This is a genomic window from Lacunimicrobium album (assembly GCF_052161635.1).
In the GTDB taxonomy this organism is placed as follows: Bacteria; Planctomycetota; Planctomycetia; order Planctomycetales; family Planctomycetaceae; genus SXPC01.
Genome location: NZ_CP197413.1, coordinates 486,934 through 512,704, shown reverse-complemented (window position 1 = coordinate 512,704; position 25,771 = coordinate 486,934). Strand labels below are relative to the sequence as shown.

General features: G+C 52.0%; 22 protein-coding genes and 1 pseudogene. 11 read left to right on the top strand and 12 right to left on the bottom strand.

Features of this window, described 5'->3' with window-relative positions; genetic code table 11:
- The first annotated feature begins 233 nt into the window (after positions 1 to 233).
- The gene (locus SH248x_RS02040) at positions 234 to 2,729 is read left to right on the top strand and encodes a recombinase family protein (RefSeq protein ID WP_459556848.1); all 2,496 of its coding nucleotides are present in this window, start codon (positions 234 to 236) and stop codon (positions 2,727 to 2,729) included.
- A 445-nt stretch (positions 2,730 to 3,174) separates the two neighbouring features.
- Here the strand turns inward: SH248x_RS02040 and SH248x_RS02035 are convergent, their stop codons facing one another.
- Positions 3,175 to 3,399, bottom strand: a complete 225-nt coding sequence (locus tag SH248x_RS02035; RefSeq protein ID WP_459556847.1) for a helix-turn-helix domain-containing protein — start codon at positions 3,397 to 3,399, stop codon at positions 3,175 to 3,177.
- 117 nt (positions 3,400 to 3,516) lie between these two features.
- Between SH248x_RS02035 and SH248x_RS02030 the strand changes: the two genes are divergently transcribed.
- The 10 genes from SH248x_RS02030 to SH248x_RS01985 all read left to right on the top strand — a co-directional run bounded on the left by SH248x_RS02030 (position 3,517) and on the right by SH248x_RS01985 (position 9,424).
- Entirely contained in the window at positions 3,517 to 4,713 is a 1,197-nt protein-coding gene (locus tag SH248x_RS02030; protein WP_459556846.1) for a hypothetical protein, read from the top strand.
- 13 nt (positions 4,714 to 4,726) lie between these two features.
- Complete coding sequence (locus SH248x_RS02025) at positions 4,727 to 5,152, top strand: hypothetical protein (protein ID WP_459556845.1); 426 nt, start codon at positions 4,727 to 4,729, stop codon at positions 5,150 to 5,152.
- 160 nt (positions 5,153 to 5,312) lie between these two features.
- Complete coding sequence (locus SH248x_RS02020) at positions 5,313 to 5,528, top strand: hypothetical protein (protein ID WP_459556844.1); 216 nt, start codon at positions 5,313 to 5,315, stop codon at positions 5,526 to 5,528.
- 90 nt (positions 5,529 to 5,618) lie between these two features.
- Positions 5,619 to 5,747, top strand: coding sequence for a hypothetical protein (locus SH248x_RS02015; protein WP_459556843.1), 129 nt, complete (start codon positions 5,619 to 5,621; stop codon positions 5,745 to 5,747).
- 77 nt (positions 5,748 to 5,824) lie between these two features.
- The gene (locus tag SH248x_RS02010) at positions 5,825 to 6,184 is read left to right on the top strand and encodes a DUF1257 domain-containing protein (RefSeq protein ID WP_459556842.1); all 360 of its coding nucleotides are present in this window, start codon (positions 5,825 to 5,827) and stop codon (positions 6,182 to 6,184) included.
- Positions 6,185 to 6,221: 37 nt separating this feature from the next.
- The gene (locus tag SH248x_RS02005; RefSeq protein ID WP_459556841.1) at positions 6,222 to 6,413 is read left to right on the top strand and encodes a DUF2997 domain-containing protein; all 192 of its coding nucleotides are present in this window, start codon (positions 6,222 to 6,224) and stop codon (positions 6,411 to 6,413) included.
- 94 nt (positions 6,414 to 6,507) lie between these two features.
- Positions 6,508 to 7,962 (top strand): AAA family ATPase, encoded by a 1,455-nt coding sequence (locus tag SH248x_RS02000; RefSeq protein WP_459556840.1) that lies wholly within the window; start codon positions 6,508 to 6,510, stop codon positions 7,960 to 7,962.
- 12 nt (positions 7,963 to 7,974) lie between these two features.
- On the top strand, positions 7,975 to 8,193 hold the full coding sequence (locus SH248x_RS01995; protein WP_459556839.1) for a DUF6117 family protein: 219 nt from the start codon (positions 7,975 to 7,977) through the stop codon (positions 8,191 to 8,193).
- Between the two features lie 36 nt (positions 8,194 to 8,229).
- Entirely contained in the window at positions 8,230 to 9,177 is a 948-nt protein-coding gene (locus tag SH248x_RS01990; protein ID WP_459556838.1) for a hypothetical protein, read from the top strand.
- A gap of 4 nt (positions 9,178 to 9,181) precedes the next feature.
- Positions 9,182 to 9,424 (top strand): hypothetical protein, encoded by a 243-nt coding sequence (locus SH248x_RS01985; RefSeq protein WP_459556837.1) that lies wholly within the window; start codon positions 9,182 to 9,184, stop codon positions 9,422 to 9,424.
- A 179-nt stretch (positions 9,425 to 9,603) separates the two neighbouring features.
- Here SH248x_RS01985 and SH248x_RS01980 read toward each other — a convergent pair.
- From SH248x_RS01980 to SH248x_RS01930, 11 genes and pseudogenes are all read right to left on the bottom strand, one after another.
- Positions 9,604 to 10,410: pseudogene (locus SH248x_RS01980) on the bottom strand (IS5 family transposase).
- Positions 10,411 to 10,442: 32 nt separating this feature from the next.
- Entirely contained in the window at positions 10,443 to 11,090 is a 648-nt protein-coding gene (locus SH248x_RS01975) for a hypothetical protein (protein ID WP_459556836.1), read from the bottom strand.
- A 204-nt stretch (positions 11,091 to 11,294) separates the two neighbouring features.
- Positions 11,295 to 13,745, bottom strand: coding sequence for a heavy metal translocating P-type ATPase (locus SH248x_RS01970; protein WP_459556835.1), 2,451 nt, complete (start codon positions 13,743 to 13,745; stop codon positions 11,295 to 11,297).
- A 93-nt stretch (positions 13,746 to 13,838) separates the two neighbouring features.
- On the bottom strand, positions 13,839 to 16,109 hold the full coding sequence (locus tag SH248x_RS01965; protein WP_459556834.1) for a SulP family inorganic anion transporter: 2,271 nt from the start codon (positions 16,107 to 16,109) through the stop codon (positions 13,839 to 13,841).
- Positions 16,110 to 17,086: 977 nt separating this feature from the next.
- Positions 17,087 to 18,229 (bottom strand): ABC transporter permease, encoded by a 1,143-nt coding sequence (locus SH248x_RS01960; protein WP_459556833.1) that lies wholly within the window; start codon positions 18,227 to 18,229, stop codon positions 17,087 to 17,089.
- Positions 18,230 to 18,232: 3 nt separating this feature from the next.
- Positions 18,233 to 18,961 (bottom strand): ABC transporter ATP-binding protein, encoded by a 729-nt coding sequence (locus SH248x_RS01955; RefSeq protein ID WP_459556832.1) that lies wholly within the window; start codon positions 18,959 to 18,961, stop codon positions 18,233 to 18,235.
- 13 nt (positions 18,962 to 18,974) lie between these two features.
- Complete coding sequence (locus SH248x_RS01950; protein ID WP_459556831.1) at positions 18,975 to 20,540, bottom strand: efflux RND transporter periplasmic adaptor subunit; 1,566 nt, start codon at positions 20,538 to 20,540, stop codon at positions 18,975 to 18,977.
- 53 nt (positions 20,541 to 20,593) lie between these two features.
- Entirely contained in the window at positions 20,594 to 21,106 is a 513-nt protein-coding gene (locus SH248x_RS01945; RefSeq protein WP_459556830.1) for a hypothetical protein, read from the bottom strand.
- A gap of 29 nt (positions 21,107 to 21,135) precedes the next feature.
- Positions 21,136 to 22,299 carry an ABC transporter permease gene (locus SH248x_RS01940; protein WP_459556829.1) on the bottom strand — a complete coding sequence of 388 codons (1,164 nt, stop codon included), beginning with the start codon at positions 22,297 to 22,299 and terminating at the stop codon, positions 21,136 to 21,138.
- Between the two features lie 29 nt (positions 22,300 to 22,328).
- Entirely contained in the window at positions 22,329 to 22,673 is a 345-nt protein-coding gene (locus SH248x_RS01935) for a heavy-metal-associated domain-containing protein (RefSeq protein WP_459556828.1), read from the bottom strand.
- Between the two features lie 642 nt (positions 22,674 to 23,315).
- Positions 23,316 to 25,742, bottom strand: a complete 2,427-nt coding sequence (locus SH248x_RS01930; RefSeq protein WP_459556827.1) for a fused MFS/spermidine synthase — start codon at positions 25,740 to 25,742, stop codon at positions 23,316 to 23,318.
- Positions 25,743 to 25,771: the final 29 nt, after the last annotated feature.

Below are 25,771 nucleotides of genomic sequence, written 5' to 3'. Positions count from 1 at the left end.
CAAGTTCATATGGCAGAAGCACTAAAGAACGTTAAATCGGTCGAAAAAAGGCCAACGGAATTCCCTAACTAGCGTGGAGGGCAATGCACGTGCGTTGCCAAAAGTTTCTTACCACGTTTAGGAGGTTATCACCGAGACCAATTCGCCGAATTTTGAATCATGCTCACGTACTTTTTCCCGTTTTCACTGAACAGGGCAAGTTTGCATTGCCCACCTCATAAGAAAGTAATCTCATGACGACTTATGGATTGATTTACTCGCATCTAAATTTGAACTATCGACACCGTGCTCGCTTCCCAAAGCTAAAGGATGTGGCATGCCGACATCAAAAAACGAAGCGATGCAAGAAAAGTCTTTCAGCGTTCAAAGCCCGAACTACTAAGGTGGCAACGCCAGAACGCTCTCAGTTACGGAAACTCTTTTCTCAAATTGCCCTGTTAATCATTTGCGGTCTTATGCTCTGTCTTCTACAGAAGCAATCGGAGTCGGCATGGTCAGCAAATCCACATCTTCAGACCTGCATGGCATCTGCACTTACTCACCGACACAACCGCCGTCGTAACCTCAGAAAAGAGGACCCAAATAGCGACATTTCAGCAAGTTATGCTCGTTACAGCTCTGAATTACAGAGAGATGACAGCATTGATCAGCAGAAACAAAAATGTCGAGATCTTGCCGCTAATAATGGCCACAAGATTTTCAGTGATTTTGAATTTTCTGACAGTGCGATTTCGGGAACCAAGCGAGAGCGAACTGGCTTGAACGACATGATTGCCGCAGCTGAGCGAGGCGATTTCTCTGTGCTTTATTTATACAGCCTTAGTCGTTTGGCTCGTGAAAGCATTATCACCTTGCCTCTCTTGAAAAAACTTGTTCATCGATACGGCATTCGTGTGATTTGTGTCGCCGAGGGGATCGACACAGACAAGGCCGGTTGGGAGCTTCTGGCCGCGATTTACTCCGTCGTACATGAGCAATACATCAAAGACTTAGGCCTAGCCGTTTTTCGCGGCCATGAGTATGCGCTTGCGCAAGGTTATTCCGTCGGAGACTGGTGTTTTGGTTACGGCTCTGAGGCTGTTGCTGGCACGGAAAATTCTCGCAATGGGAAGTCTCGAAAGCATTACATCATCAATCCAGAACATGCCCAATGGGTCGAACAGATCTTCTATTGGTTTGTTGATGAGCGGCGCACTATTCGGTGGATCGTCAAAGAACTCAACCGTCTTAAGGTACCCAAGCATGTTCGTGCCACGTCACAAGAGTGGAATCACAGCCTTGTGATCAGTGTCCTGACGAACGCCAAGTACATTGGCGAGTGGTCGTGGGGGGAAACGAAAGTCGTCCGAGATCCTGAAACGGGCAAAGTCAGCAAGGATTATCGCTCGGAATCCGAGTACGAAAAGTATTTTCGCTACCGTCCGGATCTGGCCATCATTGATGAGTTCACCTTTGATAAAGCACAAACTATTCTGAAAGAAAACGCTGAGAAATTCAGCTTGAGTCGGAATGAGAGTGGTCGATTCAATGGTTCGACTCGTGACAATAATGGCCGAGTCTCTCGCTCTGTCCTCCATAAAGTTTGTGAATGCAAGGAGTGCGGTAGTCCATTTCAGTCGAATGGCACCCGTCTCTTCTGTCGAGGAGCAAGCCGTGGGCTGTGCAGCGTGACAAACTCACTTCCAATTGAGTTAGCCGTGTCGATGATTGTCCAGGAGATTTTACGATGTCTTGTGGCAGATGACGAATGGTTCGCACAAGCCTATCAGAATTTACTCAAATGCCGAGAGCATGACCATGCTTCCTATCCGAATCAGCTTCAAGGTAAAAAGCGTCAGCTGGCTGAACTGAACTCCTCGATTGCAGAGCTTCTGGACGCTATCGAGAGAAAACAGAACTCTGAGGTCATTCAGTACCGATTGGATTTGCGGACGCAAGAGAAGAAGCAGCTTGAACGCGACATCCGTCAATTGGAGGCGGTTTCAGAAAAGCATGATTCTAAGCCTACTCGTGAGTGGCTGCGCGAGCAGTTCGAATCGATTGGCGAGATTCTGAGTAGTGATTCCCCGGTAGCGAATGAAACACTCGTGAATCTTCTGGTCGACGGCAAGATTGTCTTAGAGTTGTGTCCAGCGCCGTTACGACAGACTCCTTTCTTCAAGGGACGTTTTGCCATCACCATACGGAACTCAAGCTTTCTTCAAACTCCTGATTCGTCTTCTCTAGTGGTTGAAGATATCAAGGAGATCGTTATCGAATTCAAAACTCAAACGAAAGGCGAACTTCAATGGGAGACGGCTAAGCGTCTTCACAACGACGGTCTACCCCATAAAGAAATCGGACGAATCATGGGCCTCAGTCGACCGCGTGTAACTGCAATTTTAAAAGAAGCCTTCGCTGCCCTTGGTGAAGAAAAACCTGACGGTCGAGCGCGACGATTTCAATTGAAAGAGGAGTTCCAGACCTTGTCACTTTATCAGGAAAAAGCCGATGCGGTCATGGAGTTGTACGATCAAGGGATGTTGCTAGCAGAAATTGCCGAACGACTTGATATGGACCGCAACACCGTAACCAGTTCCATCAAGTACTGGCACGAAAAACGCGGCCTACCGGTTCCAGATGGTCGAACTCGCCGCATTTCCTTGAAGTTCAAAGGAAAGCCTCGGTCGACTTCTGAACCTCAGGAACCACCCGTGGAGACCGAGGACGGAATGAATTCGGCGGCATGAGCTAAATTCGAGCCAGATCCGTGGCATATAAGTTGTGAGAAGCCTTAGCTCTCACGCGATTTCCGTAGCACCCTGTCAGACAATCCTTGTCTGGCAGGGATTTTTTATTCCATCATCAGAAAAAATAAAGGAAGGACGATGCTCACAGCCAAAGATCTCGCTCTCATTCGTGCGGCGCTGCTTTTCTTCCAGGAAGAGAATTGCACGGGCGACCGATCGTCCATGAAGTATTACTTCGGTTCTGGTTCCTGCCGTGGCATCACTGCGAAAACAGCCCGCGAACTTCGACAGCGTCTAAGCAAATACCAAGTCCGTTTCACACTCATTGATCTAACAACCAGTCGTCTTATCACAGATCGACTGTATCAGTCGTTACCCCAAGCGAAACGAAGAATCAATCACCGTAGCCACTCAGTCGGAACTGTGCTCATGTCATCTGGAGTATTTAAACTCCGTTGAACAGTTCTGAGATGGTGATCCCAAGTGCATTCGCAATTGCTTCAATGTTTCGCAGTGCCACATTTCGTTCACCGCGTTCAATCCCTCCGATGTAAGTTCGATCGAGTCCGCATTCCTCGGCGAAATGCTCCTGGGTGTGTTCACGTTCCAGGCGTAGCTCTCTGACGCGCTGTCCAAATCGCTCCAAAATGTCTGGCGGTTTCTTTCCCATAGTCCGCACAGATTGAATAACTAGCCTCGATTCTGTCTGCAGCCTATGAGTATCATTTGATGACTATCCGTATCGTCAAGGATAGCCAAGTTTCTTCCACTTTTTGAAAGCCTCATCATGCCCTCAAAGTACCTGAGTCTTCTTTTGATCTGGCCATGCTTGGCTTGTGTGGGCTGCGGCCCGACAGCACAGCCGACCTGGGCACCCGATTCGAAGAGTTTCTTCTACGCCCATGCGGATGGAAGCGTTCTCCAGTACGACCTGGAGAAAAAAGCAGCCCGTACGCTGATTGCTGCTGGAGATCAGCAACTCGCCCGACTGGACGTGAATACGGCCGGAACGTTTCTGGGCGTGGCCCATGCTGCCTACGGCTCCGAGGCTCGTGCAGCTCAATTCGGAACGGTGGCCTTATTGACTGGCCGTGTCAGGTGGAACGACTTATCGGTCTGGGGAGGCTCGACAAGTGCTCGTAGCGTTTGTCCGACCAGCGTTTACTATTGCCCCACAGGCAAGCGAGTCCTCATTTGGTATCAGCAGCCTTACGACATTTTTAGTGGTACCAAAGGAGAAATCCCCATGGGCTACTTTGCTGTGTACGACTTTGAGACTCGCAAGCTCGAAGAACTCCAGACGGCGACGCCCGCCATCACCTTGGCTCAGATGGCGAACGTGTCTCCCATGGTACCGGACGGGTCGGGCTATCTGGCCATGAAGCTGACCTTCGAGAAGCCTCTCTTCTTTTTTGTGACCTGGGATGGATGGGAGTATCCCATTGAGCTCGATGAGCGTTCGCGAGAGCTGCTCAACAGCATGGGAAGTCAGGACTCCGACAAAGGCGAACTCATGCACAATCTGTTCCCACTCCCTCAGGGAGTCTGGGACAAGAATGTGCTGACGTATGTGATTCCCCATGGGCAGGTTCGCATTGATCCCGTCGCCAAAACCTTTACCACCACCAAACTCACCAAGGAGCAACAAGCGAATTTCGAACGCATTCATGGACACAACGAGGGAACAGAGGAATCAGTCTCCTTAGAAGTGGTTCGCTTTCCCGGTGTGGAGCGGGAAGTCCATTGCCGTGCTTATGGTCAAACTGGCATCAAAGTTTTGCTGGTCAACCTCAAAACCAAGGGACGACGAACCATCGCAGAAGGTGCGCTTCCCGCCCCTCTCCGAGCGCACCAACTGTTTCTGTCGCCAGATGGAGAACGGGTGCTCGCCTGGGTCTGTGATGAAGAGCAAACCGCCTCCATTCATGTCATCGAATCGGACGGATCGATCTCCGCCACCGTCGATGCTGGTCGCCGAGAGTGAAGGAGGATACTCGATGAAGTTCGAACACATCATATTTCTTCTCGTCGTGGCGTTTCTTGGGTTTTCATTTTACCAGAATGAGAGGCCCGACCCGCAGCTCAGATTTTCCGGTCGAATTCAGCCACCGCTGTTTTTCGGAGATACTGAGTTCGTCGTTTTGGTTTGGCACCAGCAGCGTGGCGCTATCCACAATGGCATCCTCACTGCGGAAGTCAACGAAGATCCCCAAAAGCGAGATCAGCACTGGGTGACCGTTCCATACAGCTTTGAAAGCTGGCAACCCAATGAAGATCAGCAGGTCACATTTAAGTTCCAGCTCAAACGATACGACGCCTCACGACCGTTCCATTTTCGGCTGAAGATGGAGGCCAGCTACGTCAAACCCTATTACCTGGAGGATGGCTGGCAAGGAAACAATTGGGTCTCAAATCTCAAGTAGCGATGAACGTCGCGACTAAGATTGAGAGGAATCCCTTAAGTCGACTGTTTGGTTTCGTCAGTTAGTTGAGCCCCGGAGTGTCTGGGGCGGTCCGTTTCATAACGACCGCCCCACACGTGTTGGGCGGTCGTTTTCTTTTACCACGAAGGAAAACCACCTCATGACCCAACACGACATTGATACCGCAGTCTGCCTGGCGACCGGCGAAGAGCTTTGCGAAATCCAGCGTCTCGGTTTCAGCCTGGCTGATCCAATTAATGCGGATTTTGATCCAGAGCCCTACAGCTTTCCACGCATTATCGACTGGGATTCGTTGGAATTGAGTCGCCACGTCGCGGTCTTGCCGGAGCGACGAGGTCGTCGTCTCGCTGGCTGACCACTTCACACGCCAAATCATCAAAAGCCCTGAGAGAAGGTCTCTCGGGGCTTTTTCGTTTTCATGTTCGATTCATTGAAAGATCACACAATGGACACACTCGCCTTTTTGATTGTCATGGGAGTCCTCGGCTACTGGGCTTACCGCCACGGAAAACGCGATGGCTCTCGCTCTGGCTTCAACGTCGGTCTCCGACGAAACCGTCGTTTTCGTCGGTAGTTTGAGTAAATCCTCGACGTCACGCGCATCTCGCCAAATTCCATCGACCACCGCAGCCTCATTTTTCAGGAATGCTTATGTCACACATCGTCACCATCAAAACCCAAATACGCGATGAACTCGCTGTGCAGGCGGCGTGTCGTCGGCTGCAGCTGCTTCCCGCCGAGCAGGGGGAGTTTGAACTGTTCCGAACACGCGCGACTGGCCTTGCTGTCCGTCTCCACTCGTGGACCTACCCCGTCGTCTGCGATCTCCAGGCTGGTGAACTGCAGTACGATAACTTTGAAGGCCATTGGGGTGAGCAACGGTATCTGGATCAATTTCTACAGGCCTACGCCGTCGAGAAAACACTTCTCGAAGCTCGCCGCCAGGGTTATTCGGCCTTCGAGCAACCGCTGGAGAACGGATCGATTCGCATTCAGATTCAGACCAATTAATTGCTTTCCCAATCAACCGCATCTCTCAGAGGACTTCATGCCACAAATCATCGTCACCATCACGCCGCAAGGCACGCCGACCGTTGCCACGCTTGGTTTCTCTGGATCATCCTGCCAGAAGGCTACCGCGGAACTGGAAGCAGCACTCGGGACGAAGACGCAAGAACGTCTGACCGCTGAGTTCTACCACCCACAGCTTGCTCAATCAGAGCAGTTTCTGCATCAGTAGCGGAACCGGCTGCCGTCTAGTTTTTTTATTGTGAGCCCTCCTTCGCGAGGGCTTTTTTCATGCACACATCACACCAAACAACGGGAGTTACACAATGCCGTCCCTTATAGAAATTCTTCCCGACTACATTCGCGCGGCCTTCTCAGGTCTTTGGATCGTGACTCACGAACCCGATGAAGCCGAACGCGACATCTTTGAACTGGTCAATCGAGAGGATTGGCGTAGCATTGCCTGGGATGTGGCGCGTGGCTTACGCGGTGAGTCCAGTCTCCCACGGGCCGACGATCCAGTCTCTGTCATCAAGGCGGCCACACAAATCGCCGGTGAGAATGAGACCCTTCTTGTACTGCTCCACAACTACCATAAGTTCCTGGGCTCGACCGAAGTCCTGCAAACCTTGATCAATCAACTGCAGGTCGGCAAGACGCAGCAGGTGTTCTTTGTGGTGCTGTCGCCAGTGCTGCAGATCCCGGTCGAACTGGAAAAGCTCTTCGTTGTCATCGAGCATCCGCTGCCCAGTCCGCATCAGCTGTCAAAACTGGCTGTGGATCTGCTCGGTGCGGAAGATCTGAATCAGATCACACCTGCCCTGCTGGAGTCTGCCTCTGGCATGACGTGCTACGAAGCGGAGGGAGCCTTTTCCCTGTCGCTAACGCGACACAATGCCTTGCGTCCGGAAGTGATCTGGGAACTCAAAGCCCAGGCTCTCAAGCAGCAAAATCTTCTCTCGTTAGATCGAGGTCAAGAGACTTTTGAATCGCTTGGTGGTCTGTCCGCACTCAAAGACTTCTGCCGCAAAGCCTTGGCTCCAGGACGTTCCGTAAAACCCCGTGGCACACTCTTGCTCTCGCCACCAGGCTGCGGCAAGAGTGCTTTTTGCAAAGCCCTGGGCAAAGAGGTCGGTCGACCGGTCCTGTCACTCGATCTAGGAAATCTGTTCGGCTCGCTGGTCGGAGAGAGCGAACGCAACATCCGCCAGGCTCTCAAGCTGGCGGAAGCGATGGCGCCTTGCATCCTCTTCGTGGATGAACTGGAGAAAGCCCTATCGGGTGTCAACGGTCTGGGTGACTCAGGTGTGTCGACGCGCATGTTCGGGACACTGCTCACGTGGCTCGCCGATCATCAGAGCGATGTGTTCTTCATCGGGACGGCCAATCGCATTGATCGACTGCCTCCGGAGTTCACCCGCGCCGAACGGTTGGATGCCATTTTCTTCATCGACCTGCCAGGTCCGTCTCAACGGGAACAGATCTGGCAACTGGCCCGACGTCAGTACGACATCGCTCCCAGCGAACCAACACCCGCGGATGACGATTGGACGGGGGCGGAGATCAAGGCCTGTTGCCGCTTATCGGCACTCTTGCAGGTGTCATTGATCGAAGCGGCCCGGCTCGTCGTGCCAGTCGCACGCACAGCCGCCGAATCCATCACTACTCTACGCGAGTGGATCGGTGGTCGTTGTTTGTGTGCCGAAACCGGCGCCGTCTATCTGCCGAATCGTCGTCCGTCGACGAACGGTAAGCGGACGCGCCGCATCGAACAGAATTGAGGTGTTTTTGTTATGGCCCTGCAACCTGGATACCAACAGAACTTCAACACGTTACTCCTAGCCGCTCAACATCGCGACTTGGCGCTCGTCGAATGTCAGCACACTCAGACGGGAGAACCTGTCCCCGTCATCTGCGCGGTCAATCAAGAGCCGGATGGCAGCATCACAATGGTGCCCCTGGCTCAATTGTTCACAGTCAATCCCTACGACATCCTGACGCCGCCGAGTTAATCGGCGGCGTTTTTTTATTCCTAGAAAGTCAATGACATGAGTACGACCTTGGAACCAGAAACTGACCTCCACGATCCCATCGCGCAAATGCGGCTGACGATGTGCGCGACTCGTTTGTCCTTCACGTGGCTGGGGGTGCGCAAATCCCTGTCTGCCGATCAGACTGCCACCGCCGCAGACCAGTTTGAGGCCGAGCCGAAGTTTGTGTCAGCGCGTAAGAAGCTGCTGGACACCAATCATCCCAAGTTCAAAGCCGTCACGGCAATCAAAGGACAAATTCAGCAATACTGGAAGTCGCTGACGCTGCCGTATCCCGAGTCGGGAATCCGGCTGATCAAGCATGTCGACCTCGACGCGTTCCAAAGGCAGATGGAACGATTCCAGCGTGAACTGCGGGAGGCCGTGCAAGAACTCGACCTTCACTTCGAGGAGCTCAAGCGAGCGGCGAAGGAACGATTGGGACAACTGTTTGATTCCTACGACTACCCTGCAAGTCTCTGGGCACAATTTCATGTGACCTGGGACTTTCCGTCGGTGGAACCACCAGACTACCTGCGTCGACTCAATCCCGAACTCTATCAGCGGGAATGCAGACGGGTCGCGGATCGATTCGATCAGGCTGTCGAGCTGGCGGAAACGGCATTCATCGAAGAATTTCACAAGTTGCTGTCGCATCTGACGGAACGCCTCTCGGGTGATCATGATGGGAAGCCGAAGGTGTTTCGGGATAGCGCGGTCGATAATCTCCGGGAGTTCTTCCAGAAGTTCAAAAAGCTAAATCTGCGAAGCAATGAAGAGCTCGATGCGGTCATTCACGAAGCCGAGTGCATCCTGGACAACATCCCGGCTCGCAGTCTGCGTCACCATGACGTCCTGCGTCGAGAGATCGCTGGAGAACTGACCAGCGTCCAGCATACGATTGATAGCATCTTGATCGATCGTCCGCGTCGCCAACTCCTTCGTCAACCTCCAGTAAAGGGGTAGCGTCATGGAGCTTGTTATTTTGCCGGATGGTCAAGCCAGGACGGTCTATCAGGAACACGTCGATTTGTCGGCCTTGGGCTCACCCCACATCCAGCGCGACAGCCACGTGGAGCCGGATGCTCAAGGACGCTGGTGGGCCGATCTCGGACTCGTTGGCGGTCCAATGCTCGGGCCACATGAAAAGCGGAAGGATGCGGTAGTCGCAGAGATTGTCTGGATACAACGAAACGTCCTAGCAGACTTATAATCACTCGGATTCAATTGTTGTCACCGGCTGGCTTGCCGGTGGCAACAATTTTTTTAGTTATCAGAAGAATGAAAAACGCTCAGCAGTCGTAGTTGCGAAACGAGTACAATTCCCAATAGTATAAAGGATTTTGGATCGTCAGCATCCACTTAATTACACGCAAGAGCTTTTAGGGCCTGTTATGCACTTGAGGCAACAATTCTCTGGAGCATGATGCCCAGGTAAGCGATCCAGTGATAACCAGCCAGAGTCTGTGTCAGGCGTTCATAGTCGCGCGTCAGACGTCGATGACGTCCCAGCCAGCCGAAGGTTCGTTCTACGACCCAACGCCTTGGCAGCAGCACGAAGCCTTTCTTGGCTTGGGTGTGCTTGATGATCTCCAGTTCAACCTCATGAGCCGCTGCGGCCTGTGTTGCGTGTGGTCCCGTGTAACCCTGATCGGCGTAGGCCAGTTCCACGCGCCCACGGGTTAACTCCTGCAGTTTTCTCCCCAGTTCGTAAACCTGCTCGCGTTCCTGTTCGTTTCCCGGCGTGATCGTGATGGCCAGGAGATTCCCCAGCGTATCGACCGCGACATGCACCTTCGAGCCCTGTTTTTTCTTGGCTCCATCGTAGCCGGCCCGTGAGCCACTTTCGGGTGTTGATTGCAGCGTGCGAGCATCCAGAATGACGGCAGACGGTTCTTCGTCCCGCTCTTTGAGGAGCCGTTCGATGATTCGCAGATCGTGGGTAATCGCTTCGAACACCCCCGCATGCAACCAGCGACGAGCCTGTTGATAAACCGCTGTTCAAGGTGGGAAGTCATTGGGCAGGGAGCGCCACTGCACGCCGGTGCGAACGACATAGCGGATGGCATTGAAGACCTCTGGCAGCGAGTACTCACGCTGCGGAGCATCTTCGGTCATCAGGGTTAAGTCAGGCAGCAGGAATTCCCACTGCTCGTCGGTCACATGGCTGGGGCAGGTTGACGTCCTTGTTGTGTTCATCCACGTAACATCCGACAAACAGAGGGGATAAGTCAATAACAGGTTCTAGGGCTAGCTGTTCGCATTCCGACCTTGAACGGTGTACCAATCGCTTTGATCATTCCCAAGAGATTTTTTTTTTGGAGCCATAACTCATACGCCGCAGAAGAAGTTTCTTGCTCAAAGAAATCGTGCATCAATGAATAAAAGTCAGGATTGCGAATTGTATTGATAAGTTCGAGCTGAATCGCGAATCGGACGATCGAATGCCAGATAGCAGGCAGATCCAAAAGTTCTCTTGTTCTCCGGCAACACCAAGGGAGTACATCATCTCGTTCAACCGCGTTTGCGATCTCAAATGCGACAGCAGTATCACTACGAAAGGAAGCGAGCAAAAGTGGCTGCGTAGTGATGGCAGCACTGCCACTTTCAATAAACGACAAGTTAGCAAAACCATTAGCCGAATCAGTCGCGATGCCGCGAACAAAATCAGCTTCGTCGTCAAGATAATTGAACTGCAGTTGCTGCCGAGTAGAGTCCATTAGGCGTAGTTTTGCTTCTGCCAGCGGTCCTGCGTAGGCAGCCATAATTGCTTCCAAACGTCCAATCTCTAAAACCAAGCCGGGATCAGTCTCTCCTTCCCAGCCTTCTTCTCCATTGCTGTCCATAAGTGGCTGACGTTCAATCCAGACTTGGTTCAAAGGTGCTCCTGCGTAGTACCAGAAGAAAGCATGACCAGATTCGTGTATGGCAGTGTATCTATGCGACATTGAGTAATTTCCTGTGAAAAAGCTGAGATTTGTTTATTGCGGTTGGACAAGAATGAGTAAGGTAGCTTATTCCTGGGTTTCAGCCTTGTGGAAAATGTACAGGCTTTGGAATGGATTATCGCCGTTCGTTGGCGTTTAACTGCCTTGATATTTCAATAGTCTCAATGCGTTGAAAACAACGATCAGAGTAGAGCCTTCATGAAACATCACTGCCGCACCCATTTGTAAACCGAGAACGGTTGCAGGAACGAGGAATGCGACCATCCCAAGACTAAACCAGAGGTTCTGACGAATAATTCGACTGGTTTGTCTGCTCAGGCCAACGGCAAAGGGAAGCTTCTTCAGATCGTCGGCCATGAGAGCGACGTCAGCTGTCTCTAACGCAACATCTGAACCCGCTGCGCCCATTGCAATTCCGACTGTCGCACTGGCCATCGCTGGAGCATCATTGACGCCATCCCCCACCATGGCGACGCCATCTTCGCTATTCAACTTTTTGATCGCATTAACTTTGTCGTCTGGCATCAAGTCCCCAAGTGCTTCATCGATTCCAACTTGCTCAGCCACGGCTTTCGCGACTTGGGGATTGTCACCGGAAAGCATAATCATCCGCTTGATACCCATTGTTCGAAGCTGACTGACAACCTCCTTCGCGGCCGAGCGTGGTGTGTCCATAAGCCCAAGCACACCAAGATAATTCGTACCTGCCCGGACTACCATGGTCGTCCGACCGTTGGACTTCAGGCTTTCCACCTTCGCTCGCAGTGAATCGGGGAGGGGCGCTCCTTCGACTTCGGAGAACAGACTGTCCTTGCCAATATAGACTGTGTCCCCATCGATTGTTGCTTTAACTCCTCGACCCGTAATGCTCTGGACGTCGTGTGCCTGGAGATTGGAATCTTCTTTCAGGCGCTCCTGACCACCTTTCACTAAAGCGGCAGCGAGTGGGTGATCGCTGAGCTTCTCAACAGCGATCGCTACTCGCAGCAGGTAATCGACTTCGATTCCCTCCGCTGGCTCGATATCGGTAAGGCGAGGTTTACCTTCCGTGAGTGTGCCTGTTTTGTCAAAGGCAATCGCACTAAGTCGGCCTAAGTTTTCAAGTGGCCGACCACCCTTCACGAGTACTCCGCCTCTCGCAGCTCTCGCGACTCCGCTCAAGACAGCACTGGGAGTTGAGATCGCTAAAGCACATGGGCTTGCGGCAACAAGCACTGCCATCGCTCGATAGAACGAATTTCGAAATGGTTCGTCAACTACCGTTCCGGCAAAGAGTAACAAGACGACGAAGATCAGGATGGCTGGAACAAAATAGCGTTCAAACCGATCCGTAAATCTTTGAGTAGGCGACTTCTGGGTCTCCACTTCGCTTACCATTTGCACTATGCGAGCAAGTGTAGATTCTGAGGAGATTTTTGTGACTTGGATCTCCAGCACGCCGCTGCCATTGATTGTTCCGGCAAAGACGCGGTATTCCGGTCCGAGTTTCTCAGGCTTGCTACTGACCTGTGTAGCATTCTCGACGGCTTTCTTATCAACCGGGACACTCTCACCGGTGATAGGTGCCTGATTGACACTGCTTTCACCTTTGACGACAAAGCCATCGGCAGGAATTCTTTCATTTGGCTTCACGATTGTGACATCATCTTTTCGAAGTTGCTCGACGGGGACCTCTTCGGTTCTCCCTTCTCGTCGAACGGTCGCTGTTTGAGGAGTGAGTTCACCCAAGGCCTCAATCGCGCGTTTCGCCCGGCCCATCGCATAATGCTCTAGTGAATGACCAAGGCTGAATAAGAACAATAGGAGTGCCCCTTCCGCCCAGGCTCCTAAAGTGGCAGCGCCGACGGCTGCCACCAGCATCAGAAGATCGATCTCCAGGCGATAGGCGCGAATATTCTCGAACGCTTCGCGGAATGTGAAAAAGCCGCCAAATACATACGCTGTCAGATAAACGATCCAGAGCGTAGGCTCTGCACTAGAAGCCATTGAAAGCGTCCACCCGAAAAGAAGCAAGGCTCCGCATATTCCTGCAAAGATCAGTTCTGTCATCTCACCTAACCATCCATGTTGGTGCTCATCATCAACCTTTTCTTCGGCGTCGTGGGTATTGCTATTTTGAAAAATACGATCTTTGTTCAGTCGTTCGGGCTTACGCCAGCCGATTCTTTCGAGCTCTGTGAGAATCTGCTTTTTCTCGACGACTTGAAGATCAAACTCAATACGGATAACACCGGCTGGGGAGACTCCAGCCTCAAGCACACCCTCAAGTGTGCGGATTCTTGATTCCAGGGTACGTGCTTGCCGAGCATGCATCGGTTCTGCCCGTACCAAGAAATGTCCGTATCGACGTTCGAGTTCGGCACCAACTCTCAGAGCAAGTTCGCGGACTTCGCCAATAGATATGAGCTTTGGATCATAGTGGATACAGATTTGGCCAGTTCCTTTGTGTTCTTTCTTTAAAAGATGCACTGACTCTATTCCATTTTTGGCTTCCAATAGCGCCCCTAGCCTATCGACGCACGCGTCATAAGAATCAGGGATGGCAGGCAGAATCAGTTGAATATCCAAGTGTGTTTTTTCGCTCACGAGTATTGATCCTGTGGCTGTGGTTGTTGGGTTTTACACTTTAGGCTCGGAGGCAGACTATTCAGCTCACTAGCGGAGCAAATGCTTTTCGAGTTATTGAGATCGCGAATGAGTTGACTTCGAGAACATTCGCTCTTTTCTCGGGCGAGCCGTAGCAGATTGGAAACGCGTACGGAGAGTTTCCCAGTCCAGGATGAGTGTCCCCCCTGTTGCGGAATGTTGTTTTTCCCAACTCATTAAGAGCGTTAAACACGTGTGATCGATGTAACTCAGGCTTTTGAAATCGATGTGAAGTGTCGTTCCCGGCGGTACGACCTCAAGAGCAGATGCAAGTTTTGGCAATCGCAAAAATGTCGCGGCACCTTCGAGGATAAGCGTCATCCGACCATTTGAACCATCACCACGCTGTCGAATTCGTAAACGCGAAAATGTATAAATGAGACGAACGACTGAAAGCGCAATTCCAAGAATCACTCCCGTTAAAAGATCGATCACAACGACTGTGCATGCGACGATGAGGCAGATAGCTCCCTCCCATCGACTCTCTTTCCATAATGCACGGATGGCAGAGGTTTGAATTAGCCTTAATCCTGTCAGGACCAGGGTTGCGGCAAGCGTTGCGACTGGAATTAGTCGTAGCAGCCCAGGAGTCAACAGAACGAATAAAAGCATCCAGACGCCGTGAAAGACAGACGACCAACGAGACTTTGCTCCTGCTTCCAAGTTGGCGGCACTCCTGACGATGACTCCAGCGAGAGGGAGTGCTCCGATCACACCGCACACCGCATTCCCCACTCCCTGAGCTGCGAGTTCCCGGTCGTATCGGGTCCTTGCGCCAGAGTGCATGCCGTCAAGCGCAGCGGCTGTCAGCAATGACTCGGCGCTGCCAAGTAGAGCAATGGTAAATGCGACCTGCCAAACAACAGAGTTCGACAGGAGTTCTGTGGATGAAATATTTATCAGATGAATGCCTGAGCTCACGCTGTCGAACTCAACTCGTTGAATTGGCAGATTTAGCAGACTAGCAGTTGCGGTAGCCACGATTACCGCAGCTAATACAGATGGAACAGATTGCAGCTTCTGAGGTACGAGCCGCTTCCATAATAATAGAATTGTTAGGGTAAAGAGTCCCATCATCGCTGCTGACAGATGCCCAGGATGGCCAGGGTGACCGTCAAAGATATGGAAGACTGCACGTGGAACTCCCAGGAAGTTTTCGATTGCGGTCTTGGCAGGTGCATCATCAAGCGCCACATGAAATTGCTGAAGCAATAGCATGGCCCCAATTCCAGCCAACATTCCAAGGATGACTGCAGGAGACACCGCACGGAACCATTGGCCTAGCCGCAGTAATCCGGAGACAATTTGAATTAAGCCGGCAAGGAAGACGACTATTCCTAGCGACGCAACTCCCAACTGTTCTTGCAGACCGAGAACAACAACAATGAGTCCCGCTGTTGGACCACTCACCTGCACGGGCCCGCCTCCGAGCAGTCCCACGACAACACCACCGACAACGGCTGTGATGATTCCTGACGCAGTGGGAACTCCAGATGCTTTAGCGATTGCAACGCATAGTGGTAACGCGACCGCGAAAACGACAATGGAGGCGGGAATGTCGCTCCATATGTCTTGGTACCATGAAGGAGATTGTTTGGTCTCAGCATTCTTCGAGACAGGACTTGGGGAGTTGAGCGATTTCGTGGCATGGTCTAGTCCGGCAGAAGGCAGTGCGGGATGCACAATTGGCATCTCTAAAAGCGGCTCAAACCGTTGCTGATACGCATCGTAGGCTAGCACTTCACTTGATTCAAATCGCAAAACCCAAGCGTGAAGCCGAACAGTACCCGCCGACAATCCTGCTGCAACAATCGGATGCTTGGTCAAGTTGTCGAGTTGCACGAGCACGTTAACTTCAACGGCTTTGTCCCACTTTGCTTCTCCTTCTAGTTCAGAATATTTCTCTCTCATAACATCGACCGTACCAGTCGCGTGAGCCAGCCATGCTCCGACTGGGGAATCTCCGTTCGGTGTGCCAATATCAAGCAAGGCTTTGACTGCACCGCACCGGTAGTGCCCGCAAACAATCACATCCGTCACTCCCAACGTTCCTATAGCGTATTCAATCGTCGCGGCTTCTCCGCCCTGATTTTCGGGAGGTGGGACCAGGTTTCCCGCATTGCGAGCAACAAACAAATCGCCCGGATCGGCTTGCATGAGCGTCTCCGGGAGTACACGCGAGTCCGAACAAGTGATAAGGAGAGCTTGCGGCTTCTGTCCTGACACACTTCGTTCAAAGAGCTCTTTCCGTTCCCAGAATAGGTTCTCCTGAAAATGCCGCAGTCCTTCGATTAACTTTTTCATACTTTTCCTAGGTGGATACCTTCATCCAAGCGTGATGCATGCCCTGTCTCTTGAAGACAGCAAGCTTGAGAGAATGCTTGATGTAATGCCGTGAGATTGTTGTCGCTGGTGCGGTGTCCTCAGCGGACATGCCCCGACAGAAATGAAAACAAATGAGGCGGTTTGACCATTGGTTGGTTCTTAAGCCGCTTATGTGATGAGCTTAGACACCTGAAATGCGAATCGCGTCATACTTTGGGATGCTCCGGTAGTGCTTACGACTAAAGAAGATCGTGAGCGTCAGCGAATTGGACTACTCCCAGAATCTGGCAGGGAACTTCACTCTCAGAGCACAAGCGAAGTAGCAATTGTCGAGGCAAATGCCGTATTCGATCGTTTAACAGCGAATAACGATCGTAGAAAGCACATATGTCAACAAGTCATATGTGACAGAAGTAAAGTCTTTAGACAATGACGTTTGAAGTGGCAGTGATGGTAAGATTCGAATCGTCGACCATGGAAGCATGATAAAAAACAATTGCTCCAATTCGATGGAAAACACATGGCGAGCTGCTCGTGTTGATAAGTCAGATACCAGCATGCCGGGGACATGCTTACATCCACACGATTCCGTGTTTAAAGCGATTTCGTAGTCCCAAGAAGAGTTGCCCTTGTTATCGAAAAATGTGCAATCAGGATCCTCAGATCCGCCTTCGTCGCAGGAATGATCATCATCGTCATCGTGGGACTGGCACACAGAGCAGAGCGATGAACCCGCGACAACACTGTATGAACCGTCTTTGCTGATGCACGCAAACACAGGAATGCCACTCCCGATCAGGAGTTGTGCGAACATCAATAGTAGTAGAATGACTTGTTTCATATGGTCACCGAATATCCGAGTTTATCGGCAAGCTATGACTTCCGCCAAGATGGAAATTCAGAGTCGTGATGGAATCTTCATTTGTGGAGAAGATTAAGAAAGAAATACCAAATTGTTAGGAGCGGAGAGCAGACACGATTTCCGCTCGTGCGGTATTGATCGCAGGAATGATGCCTGCGGCAACTCCTACAATCGAAGATACGATGGCTGCTTGAATTGCCATCGACCAGGAGGGTTGGAAGGCGATGGTGACTCCCTCTGCACCAACGGCGAGGCCGCCGAAGGTCAAGATGGTCAGGGCAATGGTAGTTCCGAGGAGGCCGCCGGTGAAGCAGAGGAGGATACTTTCAAGGAGTACCATGCGGAAGACCAGGAAGGGGCGCAGGCCTAGCGTCTGGAGGACTGCATGCTCTTTGATGCGATCCTGAACCGACATAACGGTGGTCGTGGCTACCAAGGTGAGGACGAGGCCGACGCAGGCATAGCCCAGCCAGTGGGCGAAGCCGATGAGGTCGACGAGGTCGGATAAGGTGCTCGCCTGAAAGGCTCCCTTGCGTCGTGTCGTGGTTGCGACAGGGCCTGCTTTGAGAACCTGATCGATCTCGACGGCGACCGTATCGGGATCTGCATCGTCGGTCAGATAGACTTCATGCTGAGTGACCAGACCCGCTGTGTCGAGGCCGCGAGTGTATTGGAGGAAAGGTAAACCGGTGTAAATGAGGTTTTCTTCCGATGGGACAGGTGACGAGAAGATGCCCGCGACTTTGACCGAGAGTTCGCCGATGGAGAACTGGTCACCGACATTGAGGCCGCGACGGGTGGCAATATTTTTGCCGACGAGAGCGGCGTCGTTCTGAGATTCAAACGACTGCCATGACCCTGAAAGCAATTGCAGATCTCGGGTCCGATTGAGTTGGCTTGATGGGACGCCGTTGAAGACGACAATATCCAGGCTCGCGCGGCAGTTGTTAGTCCAGACTTGCACCGGCACAACTTCCTTAACGCCGTGTACTTTCTTGATCATGCGGGAATAATCTTCGGGCAAGCGACTACTGGTCGGGCAAAAGCGGTTTTCCTGGAATACGATCAGGGTGCGTTGAGCGTCGTCGTCTTGTGTGAGGCGTTCTAGTCCTTCCTGGACCGAAGCAACGAAACTGAAGACAAACATTGCGACAGCGGCCCCGCTGAGGGTCAGCATGGTACGGACGCGGTGACGCCAGAGGCCTTTGAAAACGTAGGGAAGAAAGCGGATAAGCATGGTTTATCCCACCTTTCCTGCGAACGACAGATCATTGCTGTGAGTGGTCCCATTCATGGTCTTCTCAATGATGCGGCCCTCGTCGAGTCGCAGTTGACGAGATGCAATCTGGGCGACTTCATTGTCGTGCGTGACCATGACCATCGTAATGCCAAGTTCGCGATTGAGTCGTTGCAGAAGGACTTGAATCTGTTCGCTGGTCTTTGTATCAAGGCTTCCCGTCGGTTCATCCGCAACCACAACTTTGGGGTGAGCGACGATTGCCCTTGCGATACCAACTCGCTGTTCCTGACCGCCCGACATCTGGCGTGGGTAATGGTCCGCTCGATCGCTTAATCCCACGGCTTCTAATGCTAATTCGACACGTCGTCGTCGTTCCTTCGCAGACATTGGTAGAAGAAGAACGGGAAGCTCAACATTCTCGTAAGCGGTCAGAACCGGGACGAGATTGTGCGTCTGAAAAATATACCCGAGATTGGCAGCCCGCCAATCTGCCAGTCGGCTACGAGACAGCTTCGTCACTTCAACGCCATTCACAGTGATGCTGCCCGAATCTGGTCGATCGATGCCGCTGATCACGTTGAGCAGAGTACTTTTGCCTGTTCCGCTGGGGCCCATCATCGAAATAAAGTCACCCTCTTCGATGTCGAGCGTGACGTCCCGCAGAGGCGTGATGACTTCCTCGCCCTTGCGGAAGCTTTTGGTCAGGTTTCGAATTTCAACAAGTGCCATGATTGGGAATTCCTTACTTCTGGCTGATGCCGAGTGTTTTATCTTCGCCTGTGATGACGACTCGATCACCAGGACTGAGGCGGGAGCGGTCGGAGGCGATCAGGCGGTCGGTGGGATGCAGACCAGCCGTTACTTCCACTAGCTCGGGTGTCCCTGCTTTGCCGAGGGTGACGGGACGTCGCTGTGCAAAGCCTTGTGAATCAACAATCCAGACGGCACTCTGCGACGAATCAGCATCAATCAGATTTCTAGGTACGAGTAGCCTCTCGGCCTGCTGGGAAGCCGATTCTGTCGTTTGAGTTGGAGGAGCTAAAAAAGTCGCCGTGGCGAGCATCTCCGGCCGGAGAGAATTTGAGAGATCGGGAATCGCAACTTTGACTTCGAGTGTGTTCTTCTGGATGTTGGCAGTGGAAGTCGGAAGCAAGACCGTCCCTTCGATGGGTTCTTTCAAGGAGGCCGACACAATGCGTACCTTCTGGCCTGGGAGGACGAGCGGGACATCTTCGAGTCGAACATCCGCACGCAGCTGAAGGAAACGAGGGTCATACATTTCGACCACGGTGCTGGAGCTTTGACCGGCGTTGGCTTCCATCCCCATAACGCGAGCGCCCGGATAGGCAATCAACCGTAAAACACGGCCAGCAACGGGAGCAGTCACGATCGTCCGTTCGAGTTCGAGCTTAGCTCGATCGAGTGCGACTTGAGCTTCGTCGAGCTTCGCTTGGGCGGCTTCGCACGCTGCGTGTGCCTCATGAAGTTGTCTAGTTTCGTCAATGAGAAGCTTCAGCTGTGTCTGCTGGGCAGTGGCCCGACTTTCTTGAGATTGCAGTTCTTTTTTCAAAAGGTCAGGACGATTTGCGAGTTCGTGAAGATCGGCTTCCGCTGCGGCTAAAATGCTTTCTGCTTCCTGGACAAGACGTTGAGGGACTGCACTTCCGGCGGCTTTCTTGCCTTCAAGATTCTGACGGGCATAATCAACTTTCGCACGTGCCGATTCGGTGAGAAAGGGGACTTGTGCGACAGCCGTTCGGGTTTTATCCAGAGCCGACTGAGCTTCCGCTAGCACTGACTGCAAATGGACGGGCTGGTCATGGCGTAACTGAGCCGCCTGAAGAGACGCCCGAGCTGACTTTTGCTCGGCCAGACGCAAGTCGAGTGTCGCTTTCGCCTGACGGACGGCAAATTCAGAATCGATACGGATTAGTTCCGCAACCGGTTGGCCTTTCTCGACATCCTGTCCTTCGACAACCAGCAGGCGTTCAATTACTCCCTGGGTGAGGGCTGGAACATTGATCGAGGTGGGGCGTGGCTCGATCCAGCCGGGCGCCTGAAAGAGTTCGGTTCCCTCCTGTTGAATGTCTGCACGCGAAACGATGACCGGTATGACGGTCACGTTCTGGCGTGGCAGGAATTGATCTCCGGCAGTGATCATCAGGACCGCCATGAACCCAACCACGACTACTCCCGGCAGCACGTAGCGCGAAAGAAGATTTCGGCGACGTGGCCTTTGAGCAGTGGGCTTTTCCTGCGGTCGACGATCGATCGCGAGGTCTTTCAGGTTCAGCGGCGTTTGAGTCATGGAAAGCTCATGGAGATAAGAACGTTCAACGCAGACGATCAGATTAGACTTGGTTACTTCACGAAAATCTGGTCAGCCATCACAGACAGGTTTCCTTCGTCGTCGCGTTTGGCTTTGCCGTGCACGACGATCTCGTTCAGTTCTTTGACGCCTAGAAGGGTGCGTGCGTCTTCTGTCACGACTTTGCCGGATTGATCAACAACTTTGATCGTCGCGATGTTGCCTTTCACCGCATTCTGTTCGCAACAGTAATCCCAAGGAGTCGGGCAACCTTCGTCAGCAGCGCAATACGGGACCTTCGGGTCAACAATCGTGAAAGCTGCCAGTCCCTCGACAAAGGGATTCGCAGATCCCCCGATGCGACCGACGATGACAATTTCCTCATCCGTCTTCGCGGACGTGCGTGATTCGCCGACTGGGAGTGCGCCTGCTGGTTCCACTTTCGCGATGTATGGGGAATCAACCTTGGGAGTGGCTTTTTCAGTCGTCGTATTTTTGACTTGAGAACACCCCGACAGAATGGCCAGTGTCGTCATGAGTGAGAAGGTAACGATTGTTTTTAGCATGATGTTTTCCTTTGAAAAAAGTTGAGTGACTAAATGGATTTGAGACTTTGTGCAACGGGTTGACGCAAGGCTTTAATGGCCGGTGGCAATGCGCCAAATACGCCGAGGGCCAAGCCGACTCCACAGCCGATCAACAAGGCCATGCCGTCAATGTTGAGCCGAAATGCACCCATCGTGAACCGGATGGCGGCTCCGTTCAGCAAAGTCAGTGCAATCGACGCGGACACAAGAGCGCCCGCAGCCGAGAGCAACATTCCTTCCTGGATGAGACTAATGAGAATGGCACGGCGTCGATAGCCGATGGCTTGGAGTGTCGCTATCTCTCTGACACGGCCGACAACGGCTCCGTACATCATGTTGAGTCCCGCAAAAATGCCTGCTCCAGCAACAAGCACGACGACCGTCCACGCAAGCAGGCGGACAGGTTGATAGTGCTTTTGCAGTGACGCGTAGTAGGCAGACTCAGCGATCGCCTGAAGTTCGAGGTCGGTGCGTTCTTTGCAAAACAGAACAACCTCACTCAGCAGCGATGGACTTTCCATGGTCAATGCGACGAGGCTGAGATCCTGACGTTTGAGGACTCGTTGCATATCTTCCAGCGGTGCCCAGATCTCGGACTCGAATGCCGAGCCGCCAGCCGAAAAATGACCGGAGACTTTCCAGACGTGCTTTTCGATGGTCAGCGTGTTCCCAATGACCAGATCCAAAGGATTGCAGCCGAGTTTGGCAGCGACCAGACGACCGACAAGGATTTCGCCAGGACCTGGCCATGCTCCTTCCAGGATGCGGACGTTCGAGCGAACGAGCGGGGCCGAGCGAGTGACTCCTCGGATCAACCCCAGGCCCGCCTGATTCTGTTGTTGCGTCTGAATACGCGTTCCCAGATACAGTTCTGGAGAGACGTATTGCTGACCGAACCGCTGTCGGACCCCTTCCAGAGTGGCCGTCAGGAGTGACGGGATACGTGCAGGAATGGCAGAATTTTCGATGTTTTCTTCAGCGCTGACAGAATACACCAGGGCGACAGAAGGGTCGCCACTAACAGCAAGCGACCTCTCTAGTCCACGGATGAATCCGACAACCACAAACACCAGCAAAATGACGATCGACATCGCTCCCAAAGTCAGAAGACTTCGTGACGGTCGACGCATCAGATTGCGGACTCCATAGTCCCATGGCAACAGACGAAACATCAGAGCATTCCTTTGGCAGGAGGTGCCAGTTACTTCGTGGGCTTGGCTGTGAATGTCCCGGATGGACCTGCAAGCCTGACGGGCGTCTTGCCGATTTCGTCCATGATTTCCCACAGCGTTTTGGGGCTGAGCGTCACGCCGGATTTGGGAGTGATTGTGACGGATTTTGAGGGGATGTCACATTTGATGGAAGCGACATCGGTGACCTTCTCGAATCGCTGGGTGATCTTCTTCACACAGCCGCCGCACATCTCGGAGACTTCGACAACGGTGGTCGTCTTGTCAGCCAGGATAGCGGCTTGTGAGCTATGAATGCTGACCGCCAGAACAAGGGAAGCGAAGAGAACTGGGAATGATTTCTTGACGTAAGACATGCGAAAATCCTTCATCGCAAGATGAGTACAAAACGGGTGCGCAACAGGGCATCCCGAACGGAAAACAGTAGAAGATAGGGCAACGAGGAGACAATCAGTGCCCGGTCATGACTTCAGCTAAGAAGACCGGCACAGCAGTAGCCGGGGAAAAGCAGTGAACTAGATTACAATGGAGCAATAAGCAATGCGCGCAGTAACGCCACTTAATGTGGGAAGTGGTTTCTCATCCGCCAGATTTGGATGAATCGCTTCAACTGATGCCGTGAAGTCAGGACGCTCATACAAAATTGGCGTCACCCAGGCATGATCAAGCAGGACATTGATCGAGATGTCGTCTACAGAGTTAACGGCTCCATGACACAAACAGAGCGAGCAACCACAGTCTTCATCTGGTGCAGGAGCTTCGTCTGAATCAGGTTCTTCCGACGTCCCGCAGTGATGAGAGCAGCAGGAGCAAGACTTTTGTCCCACTGACGTATCTTCCCCGCCACCGCCAAACGCCCCCATACATCGAAATGGGCACGCCAGAAGGCACACGATCAGCAAGAGTGAGGAAAGGTTGGTCGACATTCCTTACTAATATCGGTACACAAAGGCCGAATGTCAACATGAGAACCCGTTCTCAAGAAAATACCGTAAAGACTACAAGCCGTTTCCAGATTCGCTGCCGAAAAGGAGAAAGCGCTGAGTCGCTTTCACGCTATCAAATAACGCGTTGCTAATGAGTTCATTCTCATCAAGAAAAATGGGCGGAACCTTCAGCTTAAACAAGAAGTCGTCATAAAAAGTCTGAAAATTACGACCTTTTAATAACATCTTTGACATCAGAGATTTGGGGGTATCGAACTCAACTCTGGGAAATTCGTCTAGGTTGAGTGCCGAGTTTTGCTGCTTCCAATCACCAAGACAAGACAAGCGAAGATGCTCGATATTCGACAATTCCTGATCGTCGTAAACGACGTTGGCATTTATCTTCTCAAAGAAGGATGTGATCCGCTTCTCGTTAAGTCGAATGGGTGCTTTCGAACCAACCAACGCAATGATAGGCTGAGCGGGGTCCATTTTTCCCCACCATAACGAAGTGTGTGGGAAGACTGATGCAAATGTGTCGCAGATGGAAACGAGTTCCCCTTCACCTAATTGGTATATGGGCAACCATTGACAGAATAGCCCCTTCGTGTTGAGTCGATCCTCAACAATTAAAAAGTGCTCTTGAGTGTAAAGGTATCCGGCCTGACTTTCCCATGGGACATACAGATCCGCCACAATCACATCGTAATTCTTTGGAGAAGTTCTTAGATAATGTCGCGCGTCATCAATAATTACTGACGTCCGCTCGTCTTTGAAAATCGAATCCGAGCTCCCGCCAAGCTCTTCGGCAGCTTTTGCTATATCGGGGATCAACTCGACGACATCAAGCTTCATTACATCGTGAAAGGGTAACGCACCGGCGGCTGTCATTCCGGTGCCTAATCCGAGAAATAAAACGTCTTGTGGATGGGAATGAAGCAGTAATGGCAAACGAGCTTGTCGCTTTTGCCTCGCTGCCTGATCACCAGTCGCACCATGGCGGTAATGGAGATTCTCACGGAGATACCAATTATTGTCGTTTCGATCCCACGTAACGTCGATCCAGCCGTAAGCGGACTCTCGCCGAGTGACAAGAGCTTCGTTCTTCCTTAGCCCTAAGCTTTGCCAGGAATGTGAATCGACAGCAATAGTAGTCAATAAGGCTAGTGCTAACCCGGCACTAATTAAGACGGCAGATCGTTGGCTGAAGAGGCTTCCCAGAAGGATAAGTATCCCGGATAAAAGCAAGAAGCTTCCCCATAAACCGAATAAAGGCAGGAAGACAAATCCCGCCATTGCTGCTCCGAGGGCGGCAGTAGCTGAATTGATGGCCGCTAGGTATCCAATTTGACAATTGTTTGGAGTTGGTCCATTTAGCTGCCAACTTAATGGGAATAATAGCCCAAGCAGCATGACGGGAATAACGATGACTCCCGCAACTAGCAAGAATGATTGGAACAAATGACTTGTCATTGAACCGTCGGTTATGAAATAGTCTAACCGTGAGATACGCACAAAAAGCCACAACGAAACCATTACTGTGACTGCCGCAAATATGGCAACAAACGGTATTAGCTTTCCCGGATCGAGGCGGCGCTGCAGCAGAGCAGATAGCCACGAGCCTAAAGTAAGTGATAAAAGAAAGACCGTGACAATGTTCCCGAAAGTGTATGTACTGTTGTGAAAGACAAGTGAAAACAACCGGGTATAAAGAACTTCAAATGCCAAGACGACAAAGCCGCTGACTGCAGCAATCCACCAAGCCCCATTAGTCTCACGGCTCGTTGCTCGATTGCACAAAGTGCGCTGCAGAAAGTATTGATCGCAGGCTGCAGCTTGACCAACTTTTTGTGCTTTCGTTGCATAAACAGTCGAGACAATTGCGACTCCGATTCCCAGGCATGCGGCAACTCGGCTACTTCCGGACACGCCAAAGTTCATAATCATCCAATAGCTACAAACTACTCCCCCGATCATCGCTCCCAACGTGTTGAGACCGTACAAAATGGGTAGAGACGAAGATGAGCTCTTCGGGCGATCTCGCTGCAATGCGCGGCCAATCGCTGGCAGCGTCGCTCCCAAAGGAAGTGTGGCAGGTAAAAGAAGTGAGATGACACAAATGGCTTGAAATATTGTCCCCATATTTCCCAGCCACGCGTAGTCCCAAGCGTGCGCGAATGACCTTAGGATCCCTATGACCCAAGGCACACAAAGTGTCCAAATTGCAGCGAGAAACTCACATCCTGCAAACAACAACATGGGCGGGACTGCTTGCAGTTGCGTCGCTGCCGCGTAGGCACCGATTGCCAGTCCTATGAATACGCTTGCAAGAACAACACTGCCCGCCGTGACAGTATTTCCAAAGACGTTTCCTAACTGCCGAGTCCACGAGATCTCATAGACGAGCGTAGTGAACCCGGATAGAAAGAACAATGCTCCGACCACAGCAAATTGTGGAAAGCATTTTCGTATGAACTCAGGTTTTCTGATCTGGGACATGTATACCGAAATCATCCCTGACAAAGAAT